Source organism: Rhodococcus sp. AQ5-07 (assembly GCF_009707305.1).
GTDB classification, from domain to species: domain Bacteria; phylum Actinomycetota; class Actinomycetes; order Mycobacteriales; family Mycobacteriaceae; genus Rhodococcus_F; species Rhodococcus_F erythropolis.
The window spans coordinates 1,438,368-1,458,848 of record NZ_CP046099.1; the positions used below are offsets into that span (position 1 = coordinate 1,438,368).

General features: G+C 63.0%; 21 protein-coding genes. 15 read left to right on the forward strand and 6 right to left on the reverse strand.

Translation table 11 applies throughout. From position 1 onward, the window contains the following. Positions 1–17: 17 nt before the first annotated feature. Both GJB56_RS06840 and GJB56_RS06845 read right to left on the reverse strand, forming a co-directional pair. On the reverse strand, positions 18–695 hold the full coding sequence (locus tag GJB56_RS06840; RefSeq protein WP_060938512.1) for a response regulator: 678 nt from the start codon (positions 693–695) through the stop codon (positions 18–20). Further along, complete coding sequence (locus tag GJB56_RS06845; protein WP_230091147.1) at positions 650–1,864, reverse strand: sensor histidine kinase; 1,215 nt, start codon at positions 1,862–1,864, stop codon at positions 650–652. Before GJB56_RS06845 ends, GJB56_RS06840 begins: the two co-directional genes overlap by 46 nt. A 111-nt stretch (positions 1,865–1,975) precedes the next feature. Here GJB56_RS06845 and GJB56_RS06850 point away from each other — a divergent pair, with 111 nt between their 5' ends. Both GJB56_RS06850 and GJB56_RS06855 read left to right on the forward strand, forming a co-directional pair. After that, positions 1,976–2,176, forward strand: a complete 201-nt coding sequence (locus GJB56_RS06850; protein ID WP_003943331.1) for a hypothetical protein — start codon at positions 1,976–1,978, stop codon at positions 2,174–2,176. Position 2,177: 1 nt separating this feature from the next. Then, the gene (locus GJB56_RS06855; RefSeq protein ID WP_113683587.1) at positions 2,178–2,879 is read left to right on the forward strand and encodes a GAP family protein; all 702 of its coding nucleotides are present in this window, start codon (positions 2,178–2,180) and stop codon (positions 2,877–2,879) included. A 30-nt stretch (positions 2,880–2,909) separates the two neighbouring features. Here the strand turns inward: GJB56_RS06855 and GJB56_RS06860 are convergent, their stop codons facing one another. Both GJB56_RS06860 and GJB56_RS06865 read right to left on the reverse strand, forming a co-directional pair. Next, positions 2,910–3,830: a hypothetical protein gene (locus GJB56_RS06860; RefSeq protein WP_019748298.1), complete on the reverse strand. Its 921-nt coding sequence runs from the start codon at positions 3,828–3,830 to the stop codon at positions 2,910–2,912. Beyond that, complete coding sequence (locus GJB56_RS06865; RefSeq protein WP_003943322.1) at positions 3,827–4,183, reverse strand: GntR family transcriptional regulator; 357 nt, start codon at positions 4,181–4,183, stop codon at positions 3,827–3,829. Before GJB56_RS06865 ends, GJB56_RS06860 begins: the two co-directional genes overlap by 4 nt. Positions 4,184–4,328: 145 nt before the next feature. Between GJB56_RS06865 and GJB56_RS06870 the strand changes: the two genes are divergently transcribed. The 10 genes from GJB56_RS06870 (at position 4,329) to GJB56_RS06915 (ending at position 15,930) form a co-directional block, all read left to right on the forward strand. Further along, a complete protein-coding gene (locus tag GJB56_RS06870) occupies positions 4,329–5,081 on the forward strand; it encodes a YebC/PmpR family DNA-binding transcriptional regulator (RefSeq protein ID WP_007732951.1) in 753 nt (250 codons plus the stop codon). Between the two features lie 125 nt (positions 5,082–5,206). Beyond that, a complete protein-coding gene (gene ruvC / locus GJB56_RS06875) occupies positions 5,207–5,776 on the forward strand; it encodes a crossover junction endodeoxyribonuclease RuvC (RefSeq protein WP_020907638.1) in 570 nt (189 codons plus the stop codon). Further along, complete coding sequence (ruvA, locus tag GJB56_RS06880) at positions 5,773–6,372, forward strand: Holliday junction branch migration protein RuvA (protein WP_007732953.1); 600 nt, start codon at positions 5,773–5,775, stop codon at positions 6,370–6,372. Before ruvC ends, ruvA begins: the two co-directional genes overlap by 4 nt. After that, positions 6,369–7,466, forward strand: coding sequence for a Holliday junction branch migration DNA helicase RuvB (gene ruvB / locus GJB56_RS06885; protein ID WP_019748300.1), 1,098 nt, complete (start codon positions 6,369–6,371; stop codon positions 7,464–7,466). Before ruvA ends, ruvB begins: the two co-directional genes overlap by 4 nt. 136 nt (positions 7,467–7,602) lie before the next feature. Continuing rightward, positions 7,603–7,950: a preprotein translocase subunit YajC gene (gene yajC / locus GJB56_RS06890; RefSeq protein ID WP_113683588.1), complete on the forward strand. Its 348-nt coding sequence runs from the start codon at positions 7,603–7,605 to the stop codon at positions 7,948–7,950. Between the two features lie 220 nt (positions 7,951–8,170). After that, positions 8,171–9,892 carry a protein translocase subunit SecD gene (gene secD, locus GJB56_RS06895; protein WP_019748302.1) on the forward strand — a complete coding sequence of 574 codons (1,722 nt, stop codon included), beginning with the start codon at positions 8,171–8,173 and terminating at the stop codon, positions 9,890–9,892. Then, entirely contained in the window at positions 9,889–11,112 is a 1,224-nt protein-coding gene (secF, locus tag GJB56_RS06900) for a protein translocase subunit SecF (protein WP_020907642.1), read from the forward strand. The genes secD and secF overlap by 4 nt, the downstream gene beginning before the upstream one ends. 2 nt (positions 11,113–11,114) lie before the next feature. Further along, positions 11,115–12,845, forward strand: coding sequence for an ABC transporter substrate-binding protein (locus tag GJB56_RS06905; protein WP_113683589.1), 1,731 nt, complete (start codon positions 11,115–11,117; stop codon positions 12,843–12,845). Next, entirely contained in the window at positions 12,842–13,420 is a 579-nt protein-coding gene (locus GJB56_RS06910; protein ID WP_019748305.1) for an adenine phosphoribosyltransferase, read from the forward strand. Before GJB56_RS06905 ends, GJB56_RS06910 begins: the two co-directional genes overlap by 4 nt. A gap of 98 nt (positions 13,421–13,518) precedes the next feature. Then, the gene (locus GJB56_RS06915; protein WP_029255290.1) at positions 13,519–15,930 is read left to right on the forward strand and encodes a RelA/SpoT family protein; all 2,412 of its coding nucleotides are present in this window, start codon (positions 13,519–13,521) and stop codon (positions 15,928–15,930) included. 52 nt (positions 15,931–15,982) lie between these two features. Here GJB56_RS06915 and GJB56_RS06920 read toward each other — a convergent pair whose 3' ends face one another. Next, positions 15,983–16,795 (reverse strand): peptidylprolyl isomerase, encoded by an 813-nt coding sequence (locus GJB56_RS06920; RefSeq protein ID WP_370627687.1) that lies wholly within the window; start codon positions 16,793–16,795, stop codon positions 15,983–15,985. Next, positions 16,795–17,676, reverse strand: coding sequence for a peptidylprolyl isomerase (locus tag GJB56_RS06925; RefSeq protein ID WP_113683590.1), 882 nt, complete (start codon positions 17,674–17,676; stop codon positions 16,795–16,797). Before GJB56_RS06925 ends, GJB56_RS06920 begins: the two co-directional genes overlap by 1 nt. Before the next feature lie 194 nt (positions 17,677–17,870). Between GJB56_RS06925 and GJB56_RS06930 the strand changes: the two genes are divergently transcribed. From GJB56_RS06930 to GJB56_RS06940, 3 genes are read left to right on the forward strand one after another with little or no spacing between them, the layout of a single operon-like run. After that, complete coding sequence (locus GJB56_RS06930) at positions 17,871–18,551, forward strand: MBL fold metallo-hydrolase (protein WP_021344166.1); 681 nt, start codon at positions 17,871–17,873, stop codon at positions 18,549–18,551. 15 nt (positions 18,552–18,566) lie between these two features. Continuing rightward, a complete protein-coding gene (gene hisS / locus GJB56_RS06935) occupies positions 18,567–19,838 on the forward strand; it encodes a histidine--tRNA ligase (RefSeq protein ID WP_019748310.1) in 1,272 nt (423 codons plus the stop codon). Then, complete coding sequence (locus GJB56_RS06940; RefSeq protein ID WP_020969537.1) at positions 19,828–20,457, forward strand: hypothetical protein; 630 nt, start codon at positions 19,828–19,830, stop codon at positions 20,455–20,457. Before hisS ends, GJB56_RS06940 begins: the two co-directional genes overlap by 11 nt. Positions 20,458–20,481 lie beyond the last annotated feature (24 nt).

Consider the following 20,481-nt stretch of genomic DNA (forward strand, 5'->3'; position numbering starts at 1 on the left):
GTCAGCCTCGGCCGAACCTACAGCTCCAGTTCGCGGGCAAGGATCGCCGCCTGGACGCGTGAGGTGAGGTGCAACTTCGACAGAACTCGCGACACATGCGACTTCACCGTCGGAGCACCGACACCGAGTTCACGCGACAGTTCGGCATTGGACATACCCGTCCCCAACAGCGCGAGCACCTCGCGTTCACGATCGGTGAGCTCGCTCAATCCCAGCGGTTCGGTGGGTTTGGGTGCACGCTGCACGAACTCGCCGATCAGTGCACGCGCCGCGCGAGGAGCGAGCACTGCATCTCCGGCAGCGACGTTGCGGATAGCGTTGGTCAGTTCGTCCGCGGTCGCAGTCTTGAGCAGGAATCCCGACGCGCCGGCGCGCAGGGCCGCGAAGACGTATTCGTCGAGGTCGAAGGTGGTCAACACTAGAACCCGGCTGCGGGTCGTCCCGATGATCTGACGCGTCGCCTCGATGCCGTCGGTGCCTGGCATCCGGACATCCATGAGTACGACGTCGGGTTGATGCGTGCGGGTGACGGTGATCGCCGACGCTCCGTCACCGGCTTCTGCAACGACATCGATGTCGTCGTGCTGCCGCAGGATCATCGCCAGGCCGGAGCGGATCGCGGCGTGGTCGTCGACCAGGGCGACGGTGATCACCGATCCGTTCCGTTCGGTGCGGGGACCGGTAGCTGCGCGCATACCGTCCATTGTCCGTCGACCGGAAGTGCGTCGAGTGAACCGCCCAGCAGCTCGGCGCGGTGACGCATGTTTGCAAGTCCGCGCGTTCCTGCCCGCGGATGGGATGTGTCGGGACCGACCGGGTTTCGGATCTCGATCTGTAATGCATTGTGCTGGAGAGAGATCGACATCGAGATCGGCGCACCAGGTGCATGCTTGAGCGCATTGGTCAACGCTTCCTGGGTGATCCGATACGCCGTGTGATCGACCACGCTCGGCAGGTCGGCAGCATCGATGTCGATCGCAACGTGAACGGTGCCACCGGCTGCCCGAACTGCGTCCAGGACGACGGGCAACTCGGTCAGCCGCGGGGGAGAGGAACGCGGGTCCGGGGTCTCGTCGTCCCCGGCGTGGAGCAGTTCGATCATCGACCGCATCTCGGAAAGGCCCGCGAGACTGCTCGATCTGATCGCCCCGATCATCTCCCGCAAGCCGTCGTCTGGTTCGCCCCGTTCACCGGAGAGAGCTGTGGTGGACAGTGCCGCCTCCGAATGGATTGCGATGGCGGAGAGGTGGCTTGCGATGACGTCGTGCAGATCGCGCGCCATGGTTGCTCGTTCGTGAGCGACTGCGGCCTCGCGGTCTAGAGCGGCGAGTGCTTCGTGGACTCTGGAACGCTCGCGTTCGGCCTCGGTCAGTTCGACTTGTCGACGGATGACCAGTGCCCACCACACCGGCGTACCGAAGAACAGTGCCGTCACCACGCCTGCCCCAGCCGCAGCGCGGACGTCCTGGGTGGACAGGTAGACGAGTGCGGTGAGCGCGGCAACCGTCACCGCGGTCAGAGAACACACCACTCGGCCCAGCCGCGCCGTCCCGTACAGAACTGCGGCGTAGGTGAGATCCGAGAGGACCAGCCACATCGGCAGAGTGGGTCCCAGGGCAGCGTCGACCGCGACGATGACGGCCCCCGCCGCCAAAGCTGTTGCCGGACGCACCCGCCGGAACGAGTCGATCGCACACAGCAGAGCCAGCATCCCGATCCGAACCCCGGCGGGAACGTCGGCGACACCTCCGACATCGGTCCACATTTGGTACAGGCCGACCAGGTAGAGGAGTACCCCGATCGCGAACAGGCCGAAGGCGATGAGCGGATCGTTCCACTTGCCGACACTCCGACTTCTGGTCACCACAGACTTATCAGAGCACATCGGGGCGCCTGACTTGTCATACCAAATGATGAGGTCGGCGTTGTTCCGATGGCTGATGTGCGGATTCGATAGAGAAGACAGGCTCGACGTATGAAAATTCGCTTCGAGTTGATGATCGGCATTCTCTTGGTCGTCGGTGGCGGCTGTCTGTGGCTGTTCGCGCGTGACGCCGAGTTCTTCTGGTTTCGCGGCGGACCACTCGGCGTGATCCTCGCGATCATCGGTGCCTTCGACATCGTGAATGCAGTCCGAACGAGGGAGACAGCGATACCCGAGCGCCGAAACGACTGACGTGGAACTCGTCCTGCTCACCACGCTGGGCGGGCTCGCCCTGCTGGACAGTACGAGCATCGGAACTTTGGTCGTCCCGGTCTGGATGTTGTTGATGCCGGGACGACCGCAGGTTCGCAGGCTGCTGACGTATCTGGTGGTCATCACGACGTTCTATTTTGTTGTCGGGGTGGCAGTCTGGACGACGGCACGGGCAGGTATGCCTGTCGTCGCCCCGCTGCTCGAAACCCCCGCCGCCCGCGGTGCGCAGTTGATACTCGGTATCGCGTTGTTCGCGTGGAGCTTTCGATTCGATTCCGAGAAGAGGCGCACATCCGGTCAAGCCGATCGAACCCATGTTTGGCGAGAGCGGGTGCTCGGCTCGGCCAGTTCCGCGAGAAGTGTTGTACTTCTGGCAATTGCTGCCGGGACCGCCGAATTGGTGACGATGCTGCCCTACTTGGCGGCGATCGCGATGATCACCGCTGCTCGGCTGTCCGCAGTCACGTCTGCGTCGATACTTGCCGGATACTGCCTGATCATGGCCACTCCGGCAGTGCTTCTGTTGTGCGGGCGGATCGTGGCCGGCGACCGACTGGACAAGCCGCTGAGCGGGGTGGACTCGTTCATCTCACGCCACGGCTACAGCGCGATGGGTTGGGTGTTCGGCATTGCCGGCTTCTACCTCGCCGGCAATGCCGCTGCCGTGTTGTTCGTGAATTGACGTTGTTCGTAAATTGACGTTGTTCGTGAATCAACCAGCCTGAACCAACGAATTGATCAGCTTCACACCGTCTTCCGGGTGATCGACGGTTACGGCGAACAGTCGTCCGTTCTCGAGAGTGACCACGATGGCCTCACCCGAGCGGAGCGTGACGGCTGTTCCGCGCGGTGTCATTCGGTAACCCCATCCACCCCATTCGGCCGGACGTATCGCGTCGACTGATGCGGACTTCACCTTCGAGATGGGGATCTTCTTCCATCGAACGCCCCAGGAACTGATGCCGACACCATGACGGTCGACGCGAACGGTGACCGACGCGAATGCTGTGACGGCGAGGGTGGACACACCCAGGATCACGGCAACCCACCAATCCGAGTACGCGGCAGTCGCGATCACGAGAACTACGAGGCCGGCGGTAACGATCCACGGCCAGACGCTGCGGACCTGCCCGACCCACACTGCACGTTCGGAGGCCGTCAGCGGAGTGTCGAGCGTCGGGGTTGGCAGTGGCGACTCCGGGCCGCTTCGTTGCTGGTCAGGCAGCGCGTATGCCAGAACTCCTACGAGTACCGCCGCGATCGGCGCAAGAATCCACCAGCCGATACGCGCGTCTTCCGGCGACCCGGCGTCGATCGTCAAGGCGACGCTCAGAATCCAGATCGTCGCCAGTGTCGCACTCGAGATCGAGGTTACGGCGAGAAACAAGGGCGCGTTGTCGCTCGAACGGGCCGCGACGACACAGGCGCAAACGACAGCCACCAGTGAAATCACCAGTGCGATGGCGAAAAACGTCGTCGTGGTGCTGAACCCGTCCGGGGTCGATCCGGACCAATGGCTCGCGACGGTCTCGGGTAGGCGGTCACCCCACGCGAAGCGTGCGAGAACCAGAATCAGGGTCGGGATCAGAGTCAGCGAAGCTGCTGTCCAGAGTCGGATCTTGCTGGTCGTCATTGTGTGCTGGTCTCCTTGATGAGGTCGAGCATGTGCGCAGTGTCGAGTCCGAGATTGCGGGCCTGCCGTACGAACTCGCGCGCAGATTCGTTGAGAGCTGTTCTTCCCGAGTCGAATTCGGCGCGAATGACGGCGCCACGTCCGCGTCGGAGGTCGATCAGGCCTTCGTCGCGGAGTGTTGCGTACGCACGAAGAACCGTGTGGAGATTGACGTCGATCGACTCGGCGAGAGCGCGAGCGGACGGCAGGCGGTCACCTGGTCCGATCTCACCGCGGATGACCGAGCCACGAACCCCGGCTGCAATCTGCTCCGCTAGTGGAGTTGTGGAGGCGTGATCTATTCGGACCAACATGTTTGCATTCTATGCAAACAATGCGCGGTTTGACTAATTCGTGTCGGGGGATGCAGCGCGTTGTGACGTGGGACGGGTAACATCGGCAGAGCTGAAAGACGCGCATTCGGCGTGCGCAACGCAGCAGGAAAGGGGCTTGAATCGCATGAGCGGCCACTCAAAATGGGCCACCACCAAGCACAAGAAGGCTGTGATCGACGCACGTCGTGGCAAATCCTTCGCGAAGCTGATCAAGAACATCGAGGTGGCGGCACGAACCGGCGGTGGCGATCCCACGGGCAACCCCACCTTGTACGACGCCATCCAGAAGGCGAAGAAGACGTCTGTTCCCAATGACAACATCGAGCGTGCGCGCAAGCGCGGCGCCGGTGAAGAAGCGGGCGGCGCAGACTGGCAGACCATCATGTACGAGGGCTACGGACCCAACGGCGTCGCCGTTCTGATCGAGTGCCTCACCGACAACCGCAACCGCGCAGCCGGTGAAGTTCGCACCGCGATGACCCGTAACGGTGGCAACCTCGCTGACCCGGGTTCCGTCTCCTACCTGTTTGCTCGCAAGGGCGTCGTCACGCTCGAGAAGAACGGCCAGTCGGAGGACGACGTCCTGATGGCTGTGCTCGACGCCGGTGCCGAGGAAGTCACCGATCTCGGTGAAACCTTCGAAATCGTCAGTGAGCCACAGGATCTGGTTGCCGTCCGTTCGGCACTTCAGGAAGCCGGCATCGACTACGACTCCGCTGAAGCCGATTTCCGCGCTTCCGTCGAGGTTCCCTTGGATGTCGACGGCGCACGCAAGATCTTCAAGCTCGTCGACGCGCTCGAAGACTCTGACGACGTGCAGAACGTCTACACCAACATCGATCTGTCCGACGAAGTTCTCGCGGCTCTCGAAGACTGATTGCTTTTCAACTCAACCCGGCCCTGACGTCCGCGTCTCGGCCGGGTTGCGTGTTGATGCGGGGCAGTACGCCCGCGCACCGCTAAGCTATCGAACAGCTGTTCGGTATGGAGAGGTGTGACAAAGTGCGCGTGCTCGGAGTGGACCCAGGCTTGACTCGCTGCGGGTTGGGTGTGGTCGACGGGAGCAACGGCAGGAAAGTGCGCCCCATTGCCGTCGACGTGGTGCGGACCCCGCCCGAGATGGACCTCGGGTCTCGGCTACTGCGGATCTCCGATGCGGCGGAACTGTGGATCGAGCAGTACAAGCCGGAGGTCGTCGCGATCGAGCGTGTATTCGCGCAGCACAACGTCAGTACCGCGATGGGCACGGCGCAAGCAGGCGGAGTTGTCGCGCTCGCTGCCGCCAGACGCGGCATCCCGGTGTGTTTCCACACGCCCAGCGAGGTGAAGGCCGCCGTTACCGGCAGCGGTAACGCCGACAAGGCGCAGGTCACCGCGATGGTGACGCGAATCCTGAACTTGAAGACGGCGCCGAAACCGGCTGACGCCGCTGACGCTCTGGCGCTCGCGATCTGTCACTGCTGGCGAGCACCGATGATCGAGCGAATGGCCCGCGCCGAGGCGATGGCCGCTGAACAAATGCGTAAGTATCAGGCAAAATTGGCCGAGATGAAGAAGGCAGGTTCACGATGATCGCGTCGGTACGCGGCGAGGTACTCGATATTGCACTCGACCATGCGGTCATCGAAGCGTCAGGTGTCGGCTATCGGGTCAATGCCACCCCGGTGACTCTCGGTGCACTGCATCGGGGAAGCGAAGCGCGACTGTTCACGACGATGATCGTTCGCGAAGACTCGATGACGCTCTACGGTTTTTCCGATACCGAGTCGAAGGACCTGTTCAGCCTCTTGCAGACGGTTTCCGGAGTCGGACCGCGCCTGGCGATGGCAACTCTTGCAGTGCTCGAACCGGACGCATTGCGGCGGGCACTCTCGGAAGGCAACCTGACGGCGTTGACGAGGGTCCCCGGTATCGGGAAACGCGGCGCCGAGCGCATGGTCGTCGAACTGCGCGACAAGGTCGACGCCGTCGCGACGACGGCCGGCGCGGCGTCCGGTGTCGTCGTCGGCAGTTCGATCCGTGATCAGATCGTCGAGGCTCTCGAAGGTCTGGGCTTCCCGATCAAGCAGGCCGAGCAGGCCACGGATTCGGTCCTGGCGGAATCGCCCGAGGCCACTACGTCGGTAGCACTGCGTTCTGCTCTGTCGCTGCTCGGTAAGACTCGATGAACTTCGACCCGATCGACGATTTCGACGACGAGTCGCAGGTCTCTGCCGAATTGGTGGCGGGAGACGGCGATGTCGAAGCGAGTTTGCGCCCCAAGAGTCTCGACGACTTCATCGGGCAACCCCGTGTTCGCGAACAACTGCAGCTCGTGCTCACCGGAGCAAAACTTCGCGGCAGCACACCTGATCACATCCTGATGTCCGGTCCCCCCGGACTCGGCAAGACGTCGATGGCGATGATCATCGCGGGGGAGTTGGGCTCTTCTCTGCGGTTGACGTCCGGACCGGCGCTCGAACGCGCCGGAGACCTGGCCGCGATGCTGAGCAATCTCGTCGAGGGTGACGTGTTGTTCATCGACGAGATTCACCGAATCGCTCGTCCGGCCGAGGAGATGTTGTACCTGGCGATGGAAGACTTCCGTGTCGACGTCGTCGTCGGTAAGGGGCCGGGTGCCACGTCGATTCCTCTGGAGGTTGCACCGTTCACGCTGGTCGGTGCGACTACACGGTCAGGTGCGCTGACCGGTCCGTTGCGCGACCGCTTCGGGTTCACCGCTCACATGGATTTCTACGAACCCGAAGAGCTGCAACAGATTCTGATGCGTTCGGCCGGAATTTTGGGAGTCAATCTCGAAGTTGACGCTGGCGCCGAAATCGCACGACGCTCGCGGGGGACACCGCGTATCGCGAACCGATTGCTGCGCCGGGTTCGCGACTTCGCCGAGGTGCGCGCCGACGGAATCGTCACCATGGACGTCGCTCAGGCGGCCTTGGCTGTCTACGACGTGGACCAGTTGGGCTTGGACCGTCTCGACCGATCCGTACTGAGTGCATTGGTGCGGTCGTTCGGCGGCGGGCCCGTCGGCGTGTCGACGCTTGCGGTGGCCGTCGGCGAGGAACCGTCGACGGTGGAAGAAGTGTGCGAGCCGTTCCTGGTTCGGGCCGGGATGATCGCCCGGACGCCGCGAGGACGCGTGGCTACCGCCGCTGCCTGGACTCAACTCGGAATGACACCGCCGCCGGATGCCGCAGCGGGCGGTATCGAGGTTCGTGTCAACGAACCGCAGGCCACGTTGTTCGATCCGAACGGAGAGTGAATTTCGACTGGAAAGGCCTACTTGAACGGCCGATCTGTCAGGAATCCTCAGACTAATGGCACACTGGTGTATTGCGTAGGTCCATCCGGGACCATCGCGGCGTAAAACGTGCAACACAACCGAGGTTGATCAACACATGTCGAGTTTGCTTTTCCCACTCTTGATCCTCGCACTGCTGGTGCCCATGTTCCTGGGCATGCGCAAGCAGAAGAAGGCTTTGGCTGCCACTTCCGAGATGCAGGACTCGCTGCAGGTCGGCGATCGAGTGCAGACCACGGCCGGGCTCTATGCCACGATTGCTTCTCTGGACGACGGCACCGTGGACCTCGAGATCGCCGACGGTGTCATCACCACCTGGTCGCGTCTGGTCATCCGTGAGCGCGTTGTCGAGACGACCGAAACCGACGAGTACGACGACGACTCGGTTTCCGAGATCGAAGAATCAGCTGCTGACACCGAAATCCGGCTCACCAAGGAGTCCTGACTTCGTCGACCTGGCACGTGTTCTAGAGTTGTGAACTCGGACACACGTCCAGATCGGTTGGTCTGTAGTAGTTCTTTCATCGGAGTAGTTCTTTCACCAGCAGCTCAGTTCATCCCGTTGATCAATCGTTGCAGTTCGAACGCCGCAGCTCGGGTGGTCGTCGACCGCCCGAGCCCTGCATTTACTGAAGCTCTGCACCTACTGAGGAGACTTAAAGATCGTGGCACCTTCCACCGGAACGGTGCATCCGGTCCGCTACCTGGCCCTTTTCGGGGTCCTGGTGGTGGCACTGTATGCCCTGGTGTTCTTCACTGGAGACAAGTCGGCCACGCCGAAACTCGGCATCGACCTGCAGGGTGGAACGCGCGTCACGTTGACCGCTCGTACCCCGGACGGCAGCGCTCCCAGTCAGGACAGTCTCAAGCAGGCTCAGGAAATCATCGAGACCCGCGTCAACGGTCTCGGCGTTTCCGGCTCCGAGGTCGTCGTCGACGGTGACAATCTCGTCATCACCGTTCCCGGCGACGACAGTGCGCAGGCTCGCTCGCTCGGCCAGACCGCCCGTCTGTACATCCGCCCGGTGACGGGTTCGATCGATGTCGCCACCCGTGACGCGAACCGGACAGCTACCCCTGAGGCGCCGGCGGCCGAAACTCCGGCCACTGATGCCCCGGCTCCCGAGGCGCCGGCCGACGGGACCCAGACGCCGCAGAACCGCCCGTTCCTGGCTCAGGACCCGACCACTCCGGAGGCAACCCCGGCGCCGGAGACGACAACACCGGCTCCCCCCGCGGACGCATCGAGTGACGGCACCGACGAAGGCGACGCAGCAGCAGCGGAAATCGCCGCAGCGCGCGCCCTCCGACAGAGCAGCGATCCGACGGTGCAGCAGCAAGCAGTGGCGAACCTCGACTGCTCCGTCGCGGATCCGCTCCGTGGAAACGACGACCCGACTCTTCCGCTGGTCGCGTGCTCGCAAGACGGACTGAACATCTATCTTCTCGGTCCTTCGATCATCGACGGCCAGGAGATTGCCGACGCGTCTTCGGTCTTCAACTCGCAGCAGTCGCGCCACGAGATCAGCCTCTCGTTCAAGACGACCGGCAGCAACACCTGGGCCGAGTTCACCTCTGCCAACATCGGCAAGCAGGCAGCGTTCACGCTCGACTCGAAGGTCGTCAGCGCCCCCACGATTCAAGGTGCAACGCCTGCGGGTAGCGCGACCTCGATCACGGGCAGTTTCACTGCGGAGAGCGCCAAAGAACTTGCCAACACTCTGAAGTACGGTTCGCTTCCGCTGTCGTTCGCAGCTTCCGAGGCCGAGACGGTCTCGGCAACGCTCGGCCTGGCCTCACTGCAGGCGGCATTGATTGCCGGCGCGGTCGGTCTCGTTCTCGTTCTGCTGTACTGCCTCGTCTACTACCGGATGCTCGGCGTCCTGACGGCGTTGTCGCTGATCCTCTCCGGAGTCATGGTCTACGCGATCATGGTTCTGCTCGGCAGATACATCGGCTTCACACTCGACTTGGCCGGCATGGCTGGTCTGATCATCGGTATCGGTATGACCGCCGACTCGTTCGTCGTGTTCTTCGAACGCATCAAGGACGAAATGCGTGAGGGCCGTAGCTTCCGCTCCGCGGTGCCACGCGGTTGGGCGCGAGCGCGCCGAACAATTCTTTCCGGCAACGCGGTGAGCTTCATCGCCGCTGCAGTTCTGTACGTGCTGGCGGTCGGACAGGTGCGAGGCTTCGCCTTCACCTTGGGTCTGACCACCATCCTCGACGTGATTGTCGTGTTCCTCGTGACGTGGCCACTGGTCAGTATGGCGTCCCGTTCGGCGTTCTGGTCCAAGCCCAGCGTCAACGGTCTCGGCGCAGTGCAAGAGGTTGCCCGCGAACGTAAGGTTGCCGCCGCTGCGTCGGCTAAGGAGACACGAGCATGAGCGAGTCCAACAACTCCCCGGTGGGGTCCAACAACAGTTCCTCGGCCGAGTCCGCCGATGCCGCAGCCCGGTCGGAGATCACCGACTCCGGCGTCGATCAGGGCGCGATGCCCAAGCACAGTTGGCTCTCGCGGCTGTACACGGGAACGGGTGCGTTCGAGGTCGTCGGCAGGCGTCGTTTCTACTACGGACTGACCGGCGCTCTGGTCGCCATTGCGCTGCTCAGCATCATCCTGCGCGGCTTCACCTTCGGTATCGATTTCGAGGGCGGATCGCGCATTCAGTTCCCGGCCGAGGGTGGAGTCGAGACGTCGGAGGTGGAAACCGTCTACTCCGACACACTCGGGTTCGAGCCGGTCAGCGTGCAGACGGTCGGCTCGGGTGCCAGCGCCACCGTGCAGATTCGGTCGGAGACGTTGAACGCGACGCAGATCAACGATCTGCAGTCGGCGCTCTTCGACGAGTTCCAGCCCAAGGACAAGAACGGGAACCCGTCGGCGCAGGCCATCAGTTTTGCGGACGTGAGTGAAACCTGGGGCGGCCAGATCACCAAGAAGGCGCTGATCGCGCTGATTGTGTTCCTGGTGATCGTGAGTATCTACATCGCCATCCGCTTCGAGCGGGACATGGCGGTAGCCGCGATTGTCGCGTTGTTCTTCGACATCATCGTCACTGCCGGCGTCTACTCGCTCGTCGGTTTCGAGGTGACGCCCGCGACGGTGATCGGTTTGCTCACCATTCTCGGTTTCTCGCTGTACGACACAGTGGTGGTGTTCGACAAGGTCGAAGAGAACACACGCGGTGTTCTGCATCTGACGCGCCGGACGTACGGCGAGCAGGCCAACCTCGCGGTGAATCAGACCTTGATGCGATCGATCAACACGACCGTCATCAGTGTGCTCCCGGTGATCGCTCTGATGGTTGTCGCGGTCTGGATGCTCGGCGTCGGCACGCTCAAGGACCTTGCGCTGGTTCAGCTCGTCGGCATCATCGTGGGTGCGTACTCCTCGATCTTCTTCGCGACGCCGCTCCTGGTGTCGATGAAGGAACGCTGGGGACCCGTTGCCGCGCACACTCGTAAGGTGCTCTCGCGCCGGGCTACGCTGGCCGAGAAGGGTACGCAGACGGTTGCCGTCGGCGCACCAGTTGCACGCCGTGCGCCGGTTGCTCCGCAGCCGGGTGTGCGGCCGACCGGAAAGCGAAACAAGAAGGGGCACTGAACATGCTCCCAAGAACACGCACACTGGTTCGATCGATGACGTTCGTTGCGGCCACCGCTGTGGCTGCCGGTTCGTTGGCGGCCTGCTCGGAAAGCGCCGAGCAGGTTCCGTCCATCGGATATGCCATCGACAACTCCATCTCCACGTACAACGCCAACACGACAGCTGGATCGGTGTCCGGGGCGATGGCCGCGTTCGGCCGGGTGCTTCCCGGCTTCACGTTCACCGGTCCGGCCGGTGCTCCTGTGTCGGACACCGACATCGGCACGGCGTCGGAGTTGCCCGGTGACGTGCTCACGGTCTCGTACAAGCTCAATCCGGCGTCGGTGTACTCCGACGGGATTCCGATGTCCTGTGACGATCTGGTCCTCACCTGGGCGGCGTCGAGTGGCAAGTACACCAAAGACGTCGATGGTGCGGTGAAGCCCATGTTCGACACGGCGAACAATCTCGGTTACGCGGACATCGACCGGATCGACTGCCAGAGCGGGTCGAAGGACGCGACTGTCTTCTTCAAGCCCGGGCGATCGTTCAACGATTGGCGGTCGTTGTTCGGTGCGACTGCATTGATGCCTTCACACATCGTGACGCAGCGCGCCGGAGTCGGCGACGTGGTGAGCGCGGTGAATGCCGGTGACACCGAAGCGTTGTCGAAGATCGCCGACTTCTGGAACACCGGGTGGAACCTGACTCCAGGTCAGGTGGACACCTCCGTACTGCCTTCCGCTGGTCCGTATCGAATCGACTCGTACAGCGCCGACGACGGCCTGGTGCTGGTCGCGAACGAGCGGTGGTGGGGCAACAAGCCCGCGACCGATCGCATCGTCGTCTGGCCACGTGGTGTGAATCTGACCGAGGATCTCGACAAGAACTCGATCGAGGTCGTCGACGTCGCTTCCGGGTCGGCCGGCGAGCTCGGTACTCCGTCCGGGTTCGACGTCCAACAGATTCCGTCGCGGTCGATCGAGCAGTTCGTTCTCGCGACGTCTGGTTCGCTGGGCGACGAAGCCGCCCGTCGAGCGTTCGCGCATTGTGTTCCGCGGACAACTCTGTTCGAGAAGTTCGGGCAGACGGAGAATGCGCCGCAGGCTGGTCTGGGTTCCGGCGTGGTCGATTCGCGACTGATGGCGCCGGATTCACTCGTGTACAGCGACGCCGCTGCGGTCGACGGTGACCGGTACGCCAATGCCGACGTCGATGCCGCGAAGACGTCGTTGTCGGAAGCCGATCTCGACCAGTTGACCGTCCGGGTCGGGTACCTCGCACCGGACCCGGTGCGGGCGCAGATCGTCTCTGAAGCCAAAGCCGCGTGTGCTCCAGCGGGAATTACGATCGAGGACGCGAGTACCGACAGCTTCGATCCTGCGAGTCTGCAGTCCGGGGGAGTCGACGCTGTGCTTTCCGGCATGGCAGGCAAAGTCGGGGCAGGCGGAACAGCGAGCATGATCGACGCGCGCGGAGCGTTGCGATCGGGCAACGGCGCAAACCTCGGTACGTACGGAAATGCACGGATCGATCAGATCATCGATCAGTTGAACGTGGATGCGAGCACCAGTGCGCAATTGGGACTCTCGGTGGAGGCGGAGAACATCCTGTGGACCCAGGTGCCTACGATTCCACTGTTCAATCAACTACGAACTGTCGCTGTAGCTCCAGGCATGTCGGCAGTGTTGGTCAATCCGACTCGGGCCGCTACCGGCTGGAACATGGACAGATGGGTATTACGCAGATGAGCGTCTCGAATGGTGTTGCCTTGCACACGCCTGAAGAATTGATCGCAATCCACCGGGCTGCCGGAGACGCCGTTGTTCGGCTGACCCGCTGGGCGGACAACTTTCCCGGGCCCGGGGTTCGGTTCGCCGATCTGACTCCGGTGTTCGCCGACGCCGAGGGGTTCGGGGCCGTGCTCGACGCCCTTGTCGCCTGTGCTCCGGACGCCGACACGATTGCGGCCGTCGATGCTCGCGGTTTCCTGCTCGGTGCCGGCGCGGCTGCGAAGATGGGTGCAGGGGTGGTGGCCGTGCGGAAGGTCGGCAAACTGCCGCCGCCGGTACTCTCTCGTTCGTACAGCCTCGAGTACGGATCCTCGACTCTCGAGATCCCCGCAAACGGCTTCGATCTCACCGGGCGGAATGTTCTGGTGATCGACGACGTTCTGGCTACCGGAGGGACACTCGAGGCGGCTGTACAGTTGGTTGAGTTGGGTGGAGCGAACGTCGTCGGCGTCGCAGTGGTGCTCGAGATCGAGGAACTGCGCGGTCGAGATCGCTTCTTGAAGTACCCACTGACATCCCTGGTGAAGGTCTGAGTATTAAAGTTGTCTCCTGGGGGTCGAGTTAGACCTCCAGGGCAATTACCCGATGCAGGGCGGTTGCCTCAACCAACTCGGTGGTAGGAGGTGGCGACATGACGTCGAATCTTGATCGATCACAGAACTCGGGTGCAGTGTCGCAGGAGACGGGTGCAGATCCGGCTCCGGAGACGACACCATCGAAGTCCGCGGTGCCCGACGATTCGGGATCTGCGCAAACTGCCGGCAATCGGGGTGGGCAGAACCTGGCCGTGCCCGCTTCCGCCTCCCGTAGGGTGCGCGCTCGGCTTGCTCGGCGCATCACCGGTCAGCGCAACGCCACCATCCGCCCGGTGCTCGAGCCGTTGGTCAGCCTCCACCGTGAGCTGTATCCGAAGGCCGACCTCGCGCTGCTCCAGCGTGCGTACGACGTCGCCGAGGACAGACATTCGAGCCAGCGTCGCAAGTCCGGCGATCCGTACATCACGCATCCGTTGGCCGTCGCAAGCATTCTGGCCGAGTTGGGTATGGACACCACCACCCTCGTCGCAGCCCTGCTGCACGACACCGTCGAGGACACCGGGTACTCACTCGAAGAGTTGACCAAGGACTTCGGTGACGAGGTCGCTCACCTCGTCGACGGCGTCACCAAACTCGACAAGGTCGTTCTGGGCACCGCCGCCGAGGGCGAAACCATCCGCAAGATGATCATCGCGATGGCGCGGGACCCGCGCGTGCTCGTGATCAAGGTCGCGGATCGTCTGCACAACATGCGCACGATGCGATTCCTGCCGCCAGAAAAGCAGGCACGTAAGGCGCGAGAGACTCTCGAAGTCATTGCGCCACTTGCACATCGACTTGGAATGGCGACCGTCAAGTGGGAACTCGAGGACCTCTCATTCGCCATCTTGCACCCGAAGAAGTATGACGAGATCGTTCGACTGGTCGCCGATCGCGCGCCTTCTCGTGACACCTATCTGGCCAAGGTTCGGGCCGAGATCAACTCGACCCTGTCCGCCTCGCGGATCAACGCCATCGTCGAAGGCAGGCCCAAGCATTACTGGTCGATCTATCAGAAGATGATCGTCAAGGGCCGCGATTTCGACGACATCCACGATCTGGTCGGCGTCCGCATCCTGTGTGAAGAAGTGCGTGACTGTTACGCCGCGGTCGGCGTTGTCCACTCACTGTGGCAGCCGATGGCCGGACGCTTCAAGGACTACATCGCACAGCCGCGCTACGGCGTCTACCAGTCGCTGCACACCACCGTCGTGGGACCGGAAGGCAAGCCCCTGGAGGTCCAGATCCGGACCCAGGACATGCACCGGACCGCGGAGTTCGGTATCGCCGCGCACTGGCGGTACAAGGAGACCAAGGGCAAGCACGCGGGCGACATCGCCGAGGTCGACGACATGGCGTGGATGCGTCAGCTACTCGACTGGCAACGTGAAGCGGCCGATCCGGGGGAGTTCCTCGAATCGTTGCGTTACGACCTCGCGGTCAAGGAGATCTTCGTCTTCACGCCAAAGGGTGACGTGATCACGTTGCCTGCCGGATCGACTCCCGTCGATTTCGCGTATGCGGTGCACACCGAGGTCGGGCACCGATGCATCGGTGCCAGGGTCAACGGCCGGTTGGTCGCGCTGGAACGAACTCTCGAAAACGGCGAAGTGGTGGAGGTCTTCACGTCGAAGGCTGCCACCGCCGGGCCGAGCCGAGATTGGCAGACGTTTGTCGTCTCGCCGCGTGCCAAGGCGAAGATCCGTCAGTGGTTCGCGAAGGAACGCCGCGAAGAGGCGCTCGAGTCCGGCAAGGATCAGATCGCGAAGGAAGTCCGCCGTGTGGGACTTCCGTTGCAGCGGTTGATGAATGCCGAATCGATGAGCACGATCGCGCATGAACTTCGCTATCCCGACGTCTCGGCGTTGTACACGGCGGTAGGCGAGAGCCAGGTGTCAGCGCACCACGTCGTGCAGCGACTGGTTGCTCATCTGGGCGGCGTCGGCGCCGTCGAGGAGGAACTGGCCGAGCGTTCGACGCCGTCGACCATGCCGGTGCGCACCCGCAGTACGGGTGACTCCGGAATTCTGGTTCCCGGAGCACCCGGTACGGTGGCAAAACTCGCAAAGTGTTGCACGCCGGTTCCGGGCGATTCGATTCTGGGCTTCGTCACGCGCGGTGGGGCGGTCAGCGTGCACCGTACCGACTGCACCAACGCCAACTCGCTCCACGATCAGTCGGAGCGAATCATCGACGTCGAATGGGCACCGTCAGCGACCTCGGTGTTCCTGGTCGCGATCCAGATCGAGGCGCTCGATCGTCATCGGTTGCTTTCCGACGTCACCAAGGCGTTGGCCGACGAGAAAGTGAACATCCTGTCGGCCTCGGTCACCACCTCAGGTGACCGAGTGGCGATCAGCAAGTTCACCTTCGAGATGGGCGACCCGAAGCACTTGGGTCATGTGCTCAACGTGGTTCGCAATGTGGAAGGCGTCTACGACGTCTACCGCGTGACCTCTGCTTCGTAAACTGCTGTGCGCCTTTATTAACCGCGGGCGGTTAATAAAGGCGCACAGTCGGTCAGGCGACTACTGCAGTCTCGATGGTGATCGGGGTGTTGGGTGCGCCGCCACCGGTTGCACCCATGCCTCCGTCGTCGCCGTCGGCTGCGATCTTCTCGATCGTCGCCAGGCCGGCGTCGTCGATGGTGCCGAAAACCGTGTAGTCAGGCGGCAGCATCGAATCCTCGTAGACGAGGAAGAACTGGCTACCGTTGCTGTCAGGTACGGACGAATGAGCCATCGCCAGAGTGCCACGGGGGTAGACGACCGGCAGCGACAGCGCCGGGTCGTTCCCAGCGTATGTGGTCGTGGGGTACTCGTTTGCAAATTGGTACCCCGGTCCACCGGTGCCCTTACCCGACGGGTCGCCGCATTGGAGAATCTGCAGACCAGGCATCGTCGAGAGTCGATGGCACGGGGTGTCGTCGAAATACTTCTGCTCGGTCAGGCTCACGATGCTGTTGACCGTGCAGGGGGCTGCTGCGCGATTCAGTTCCATCCCGATCGGGCCGGCCGTAGTCGTGAGCGCGACGTTGACGGTTCCCTCGGTGGACACGCCCGTGGAGTTCGGCGGATTGACGGTCTTTGCAGCGCCCGCCGCGCTCGGGTACGAGCAGTCGACAGTCGCCGACGCCGGAGTCGGGACAGGCGGGAGTGCGTCGAACTGTGACATGTCGAGCGGCGGCATGGCAGCCGTTGTCGTCTTCGCCTTGGAGGTGCTGGACGGCGAGTCCGAGCTACCGGAATCACTGGAACAACCAGCCAGAAGCAGCGCTGCGGCGCTTGCAGCGGCAATAACTACAGGAAAGCGCATCACAGGATTACGTCGCATCAGTCGAGCCTTACTGTCTTGATGTCGGTGGTCAGATTCGGCTTGCCGTCACCCTCTGGTGTCGATCCGCCGGCCGCGACCTTGTCCAAAGTGGCGAGACCGGTCTCGTCGATCGTGCCGAAAACCGTGTACTGCGGCGGGAGTTGTGAGTCGCCGTAGACGAGGAAGAACTGGCTGCCGTTGCTACCGGGTGTCCCGGTGTTGGCCATCGCAACCGTGCCGCGCGCGTAGGTGACTGGCTCTTGCGCTGCCGGGTCGGTGGTGGCGTACGCCGTGGTGGGGAACTCGTTGTCGAATCCGTAGCCCGGTCCGCCGGAGCCGGTGCCCGACGGGTCACCGCACTGCAGAACCTGGAGCGAGGGGCTCGTCGTCATGCGGTGGCAGGTGGTGTCGTTGAAGTAATCCTGCTGCGCCAAGCTCACGAAGCTGTTGACCGTGCACGGAGACTTCGTTCCGTCGAGCGTGAGCCCGATGTTTCCCCGCGAGGTTTCGACGCTGATGCTCGGCGTCGCGTCCGGCGCGGTGGTGGGAATCCCGTCGGTACGAGGAGGGTTGTTGGCCTTGGACGCGGTAGCGCCGTCAGCCGGGTACGAGCAGGAAACAGTGTCGGCCAGCGGCGTCGACAGACCGGCCGGCATTGCACCCGCGGTCTGCGGCGTGAGGCTCGAATCGTCGGCAGCAGTGTTGGTGGTGTTCGCGTCGTCGTCACTGCGATTGCTGAACCAGATGAGTCCACCGACGACGCCGACTACGACGACCACGCCGAGCGCAGTTCCGGCTATCGTCATCTGCTTGCGCTTGCGGGCACGTTCTGCGCGACGTTCGAGCTGACGCTCGAGCTTGCGTTTCGCCGCCTCGCGGCGTTGCTCGTTACTCGGCACTGCTGTAGTCCTCCGTATCGCGGGTGGATCGTGGTCGGCCCGCCGAGCGACACCCTGGGGTCGGCTTCGGCAAGCGGCTCTACTCGTCGTCAGAGTCTCCCATTGCAACCTGAGAACTTACTGGCGGGGCAGCAGCTTAGGCTGTAACCGACAGCGTGTTGTTCGTTTCCACCCTTCGAAGAGGAGTTGCCCCCGTGCTCGTCACTGGTTTTCCGGCCGGGATGTTCCAAACCAACTGCTACATACTCGCTCAGGACGACGCGTGCGAATGCGTAGTCGTCGATCCGGGTCAGGATGCAGCCGAGCCGCTCTTCGAATATCTCGACTCCAAGGACATGTCGGTCAATGCAGTACTTCTGACCCACGGTCACCTCGATCACGTGTGGTCGGCCCGCGAGGTCTGTGAGCGGTACTCCGTGCCCGCGTACATCCATCCCGAGGATCGCTACATGCTCAGCGATCCGGCACGAGGGATCGGCCCGACGATGAAGGAATTCATTCAGGGCATGACGTTCGTGGAGCCGGACGAGGTGATCGAACTGAGTGACGGAGACAAGATCACCGAGGCCGGAATGACGTTCGTCGTGGACCACACGCCCGGGCACACGCAGGGATCGGTGGTGTTCCGCACCCAGGCGAACACCGAGAGCGGGCCCGTGGACTTGGCGTTCACAGGTGACACCCTGTTCCAGGGTTCCATCGGGCGCAGCGACCTGCCAGGCGGAAATCACGAGCAGTTGCTCGCTTCGATCGCCCGGAAGCTACTGGTACTCGGTGACGAGACCGTGGTCCTGCCCGGGCACGGTGGCAACAGTTCGATCGGCGCCGAGCGAAGCTCGAACCCGTTTCTCGTTGGACTCAGCGCACAAGAATAAGGAAAAGTACCTCTCGTGAGTAAAGCCAGCACCTTCTCTGCACCCAAGGGAATTCCGGACTACGTTCCGCCGCAGTCAGCCGAATTCGTCGCCGTTCGTGACGGTTTGACGCGCGCCGCCAGGTTGGCCGGGTACGGCCACATCGAATTGCCGATCTTCGAGGACACCGGCCTGTTCGCGCGCGGTGTCGGCGAGTCGACCGACGTCGTCAGCAAAGAGATGTACACGTTCGCCGATCGCGGTGACCGTTCGGTGACGTTGCGTCCCGAGGGAACCGCCGGTGTCATGCGTGCCGTCATCGAGCACAGCCTCGATCGTGGACAGTTGCCGGTCAAGGTCAGCTACGCGGGCCCGTTCTTCCGCTACGAGCGCCCGCAGGCCGGTCGCTACCGCCAGTTGCAGCAGGTCGGCGTCGAGGCCATCGGGATCGACGACCCCGCGCTCGACGCTGAGGTCATCGCGATCGCTGACGCCGGATTCCGGTCGTTGGGGCTCGACGGCTTCCGCCTCGAAATCACCTCTCTCGGCGATGACACCTGCCGACCGCAGTACCGCGAACTGCTGCAGGAGTTTCTCTTTGCACTTCCGCTCGACGAAGACACACGGCGACGCGCCGAGATCAACCCGCTTCGGGTGCTCGACGACAAGCGCCCAGATGTACGCGAGATGACGGCCGGCGCACCGCTCATGCTCGATCACCTCTCGGAGAGCTGCAAGGCGCACTTCGACGAGGTACTAGCGCACCTCGACGCTTTGGGAGTTCCCTACGTCGTCAACCCGCGCATGGTCCGCGGCCTCGACTACTACACCAAGACGACCTTCGAATTCGTGCACGACGGACTGGGCGCGCAGTCCGGAATCGGTGGTGGTGGTCGTTACGACGGACTGATGGAACAGCTGGGCGGACAGCCGCTCTCGGGGATCGGGTTCGGAATCGGCGTCGACCGCACGGTTCTCGCGCTCGAGGCCGAGGGTAAGTCGGTTGCGCCACCGGCACGTGTCGACGTCTTCTGTGTACCGATGGGAGCCGAGGCGAAGGCGGCACTGGTGAAGATCGCACACCAGTTGCGTGCCAATGGGATTCGCGTCGACCTGGCGTACGGAAATCGTGGCGTCAAGGGCTCGATGAAAGCGGCCGATCGCTCGGGCGCCGCAGTCGCGTTGGTTCTCGGCGAGCGCGAGCTCGAAGAGGGCGTTGTCGTTGTCAAACAATTGGCGACGGGTGAGCAGGAGACGGTGCCGCTCGACCAAGTTGTCGACAAGCTCGGGGATCTCGTTGAGCACTGAGGCTGAACCGGTTTCGCTCGATCTGGTTCCCGTGGCGTTGATCGCGCCGCGGCTGAAGAAGTTCGCCGTTGTTGTGGTGGTCTTCGGTGTGGTCGTCGGGTTGATCGTCAGTGTGTTCTCGACGGTGACGGTCGGAGTGATCGTCGGTGCCGTCATCGCGGTTCCGACGTCACTGGCGATTCTGATGACGCTGCGCCGGCATATCACCCTGTATGGCAACAGGATTCGAGCACAAGCTGGTTTTCGCACCAACGACGTCGACGTGGCCGAGGTGCTCACGGCGGCGTTGACGGTGCGATCCGGCCGGATCAGCGAGGTCAGCCTGACACTCGGTGACGGTCGGTCCACCGTGCGAATACCGCTGGCGCTCTACACGGCAGGGGGCGGGCGCGAGTTGGAGATCCTTGCACTCCGCAAGCTCGCCGACGCCCTGGCGGCCAGTGAGTTGGTACCGGCTGCCGCGTTGTCCTCGGTGCTGATCGAACAGTTGCGTGCCGAAGCCCGCGGCGCCGGACTGGCCGAGCGTCCGCTCTACCGCGCCGTCGAACTCGTGACGGCGGAGGGACGAGTGCCGAGAACCACACTGACAGACCACGAAGTGGCCGGATTACTCGACTAGCGTGGAAACCGTTCTTACAGCGTT

What these genes read in the sequence shown, in the direction of transcription:
- GJB56_RS06910 (WP_019748305.1), top strand. Translation starts at nt 12,842, where the DNA reads ATGAGCGTCTCGAATGGTGTTGCCTTGCACACGCCTGAAGAATTGATC.
- GJB56_RS06860 (WP_019748298.1), bottom strand. Translation starts at nt 3,830, where the DNA reads ATGACGACCAGCAAGATCCGACTCTGGACAGCAGCTTCGCTGACTCTG.
- GJB56_RS06870 (WP_007732951.1), top strand. Translation starts at nt 4,329, where the DNA reads ATGAGCGGCCACTCAAAATGGGCCACCACCAAGCACAAGAAGGCTGTG.
- GJB56_RS06840 (WP_060938512.1), bottom strand. Translation starts at nt 695, where the DNA reads ATGCGCGCAGCTACCGGTCCCCGCACCGAACGGAACGGATCGGTGATC.
- secF (WP_020907642.1), top strand. Translation starts at nt 9,889, where the DNA reads ATGAGCGAGTCCAACAACTCCCCGGTGGGGTCCAACAACAGTTCCTCG.
- GJB56_RS06865 (WP_003943322.1), bottom strand. Translation starts at nt 4,183, where the DNA reads ATGTTGGTCCGAATAGATCACGCCTCCACAACTCCACTAGCGGAGCAG.
- GJB56_RS06915 (WP_029255290.1), top strand. Translation starts at nt 13,519, where the DNA reads ATGACGTCGAATCTTGATCGATCACAGAACTCGGGTGCAGTGTCGCAG.
- yajC (WP_113683588.1), top strand. Translation starts at nt 7,603, where the DNA reads ATGTCGAGTTTGCTTTTCCCACTCTTGATCCTCGCACTGCTGGTGCCC.
- ruvA (WP_007732953.1), top strand. Translation starts at nt 5,773, where the DNA reads ATGATCGCGTCGGTACGCGGCGAGGTACTCGATATTGCACTCGACCAT.
- GJB56_RS06905 (WP_113683589.1), top strand. Translation starts at nt 11,115, where the DNA reads ATGCTCCCAAGAACACGCACACTGGTTCGATCGATGACGTTCGTTGCG.
- ruvB (WP_019748300.1), top strand. Translation starts at nt 6,369, where the DNA reads ATGAACTTCGACCCGATCGACGATTTCGACGACGAGTCGCAGGTCTCT.
- GJB56_RS06850 (WP_003943331.1), top strand. Translation starts at nt 1,976, where the DNA reads ATGAAAATTCGCTTCGAGTTGATGATCGGCATTCTCTTGGTCGTCGGT.
- GJB56_RS06920 (WP_370627687.1), bottom strand. Translation starts at nt 16,795, where the DNA reads ATGCGACGTAATCCTGTGATGCGCTTTCCTGTAGTTATTGCCGCTGCA.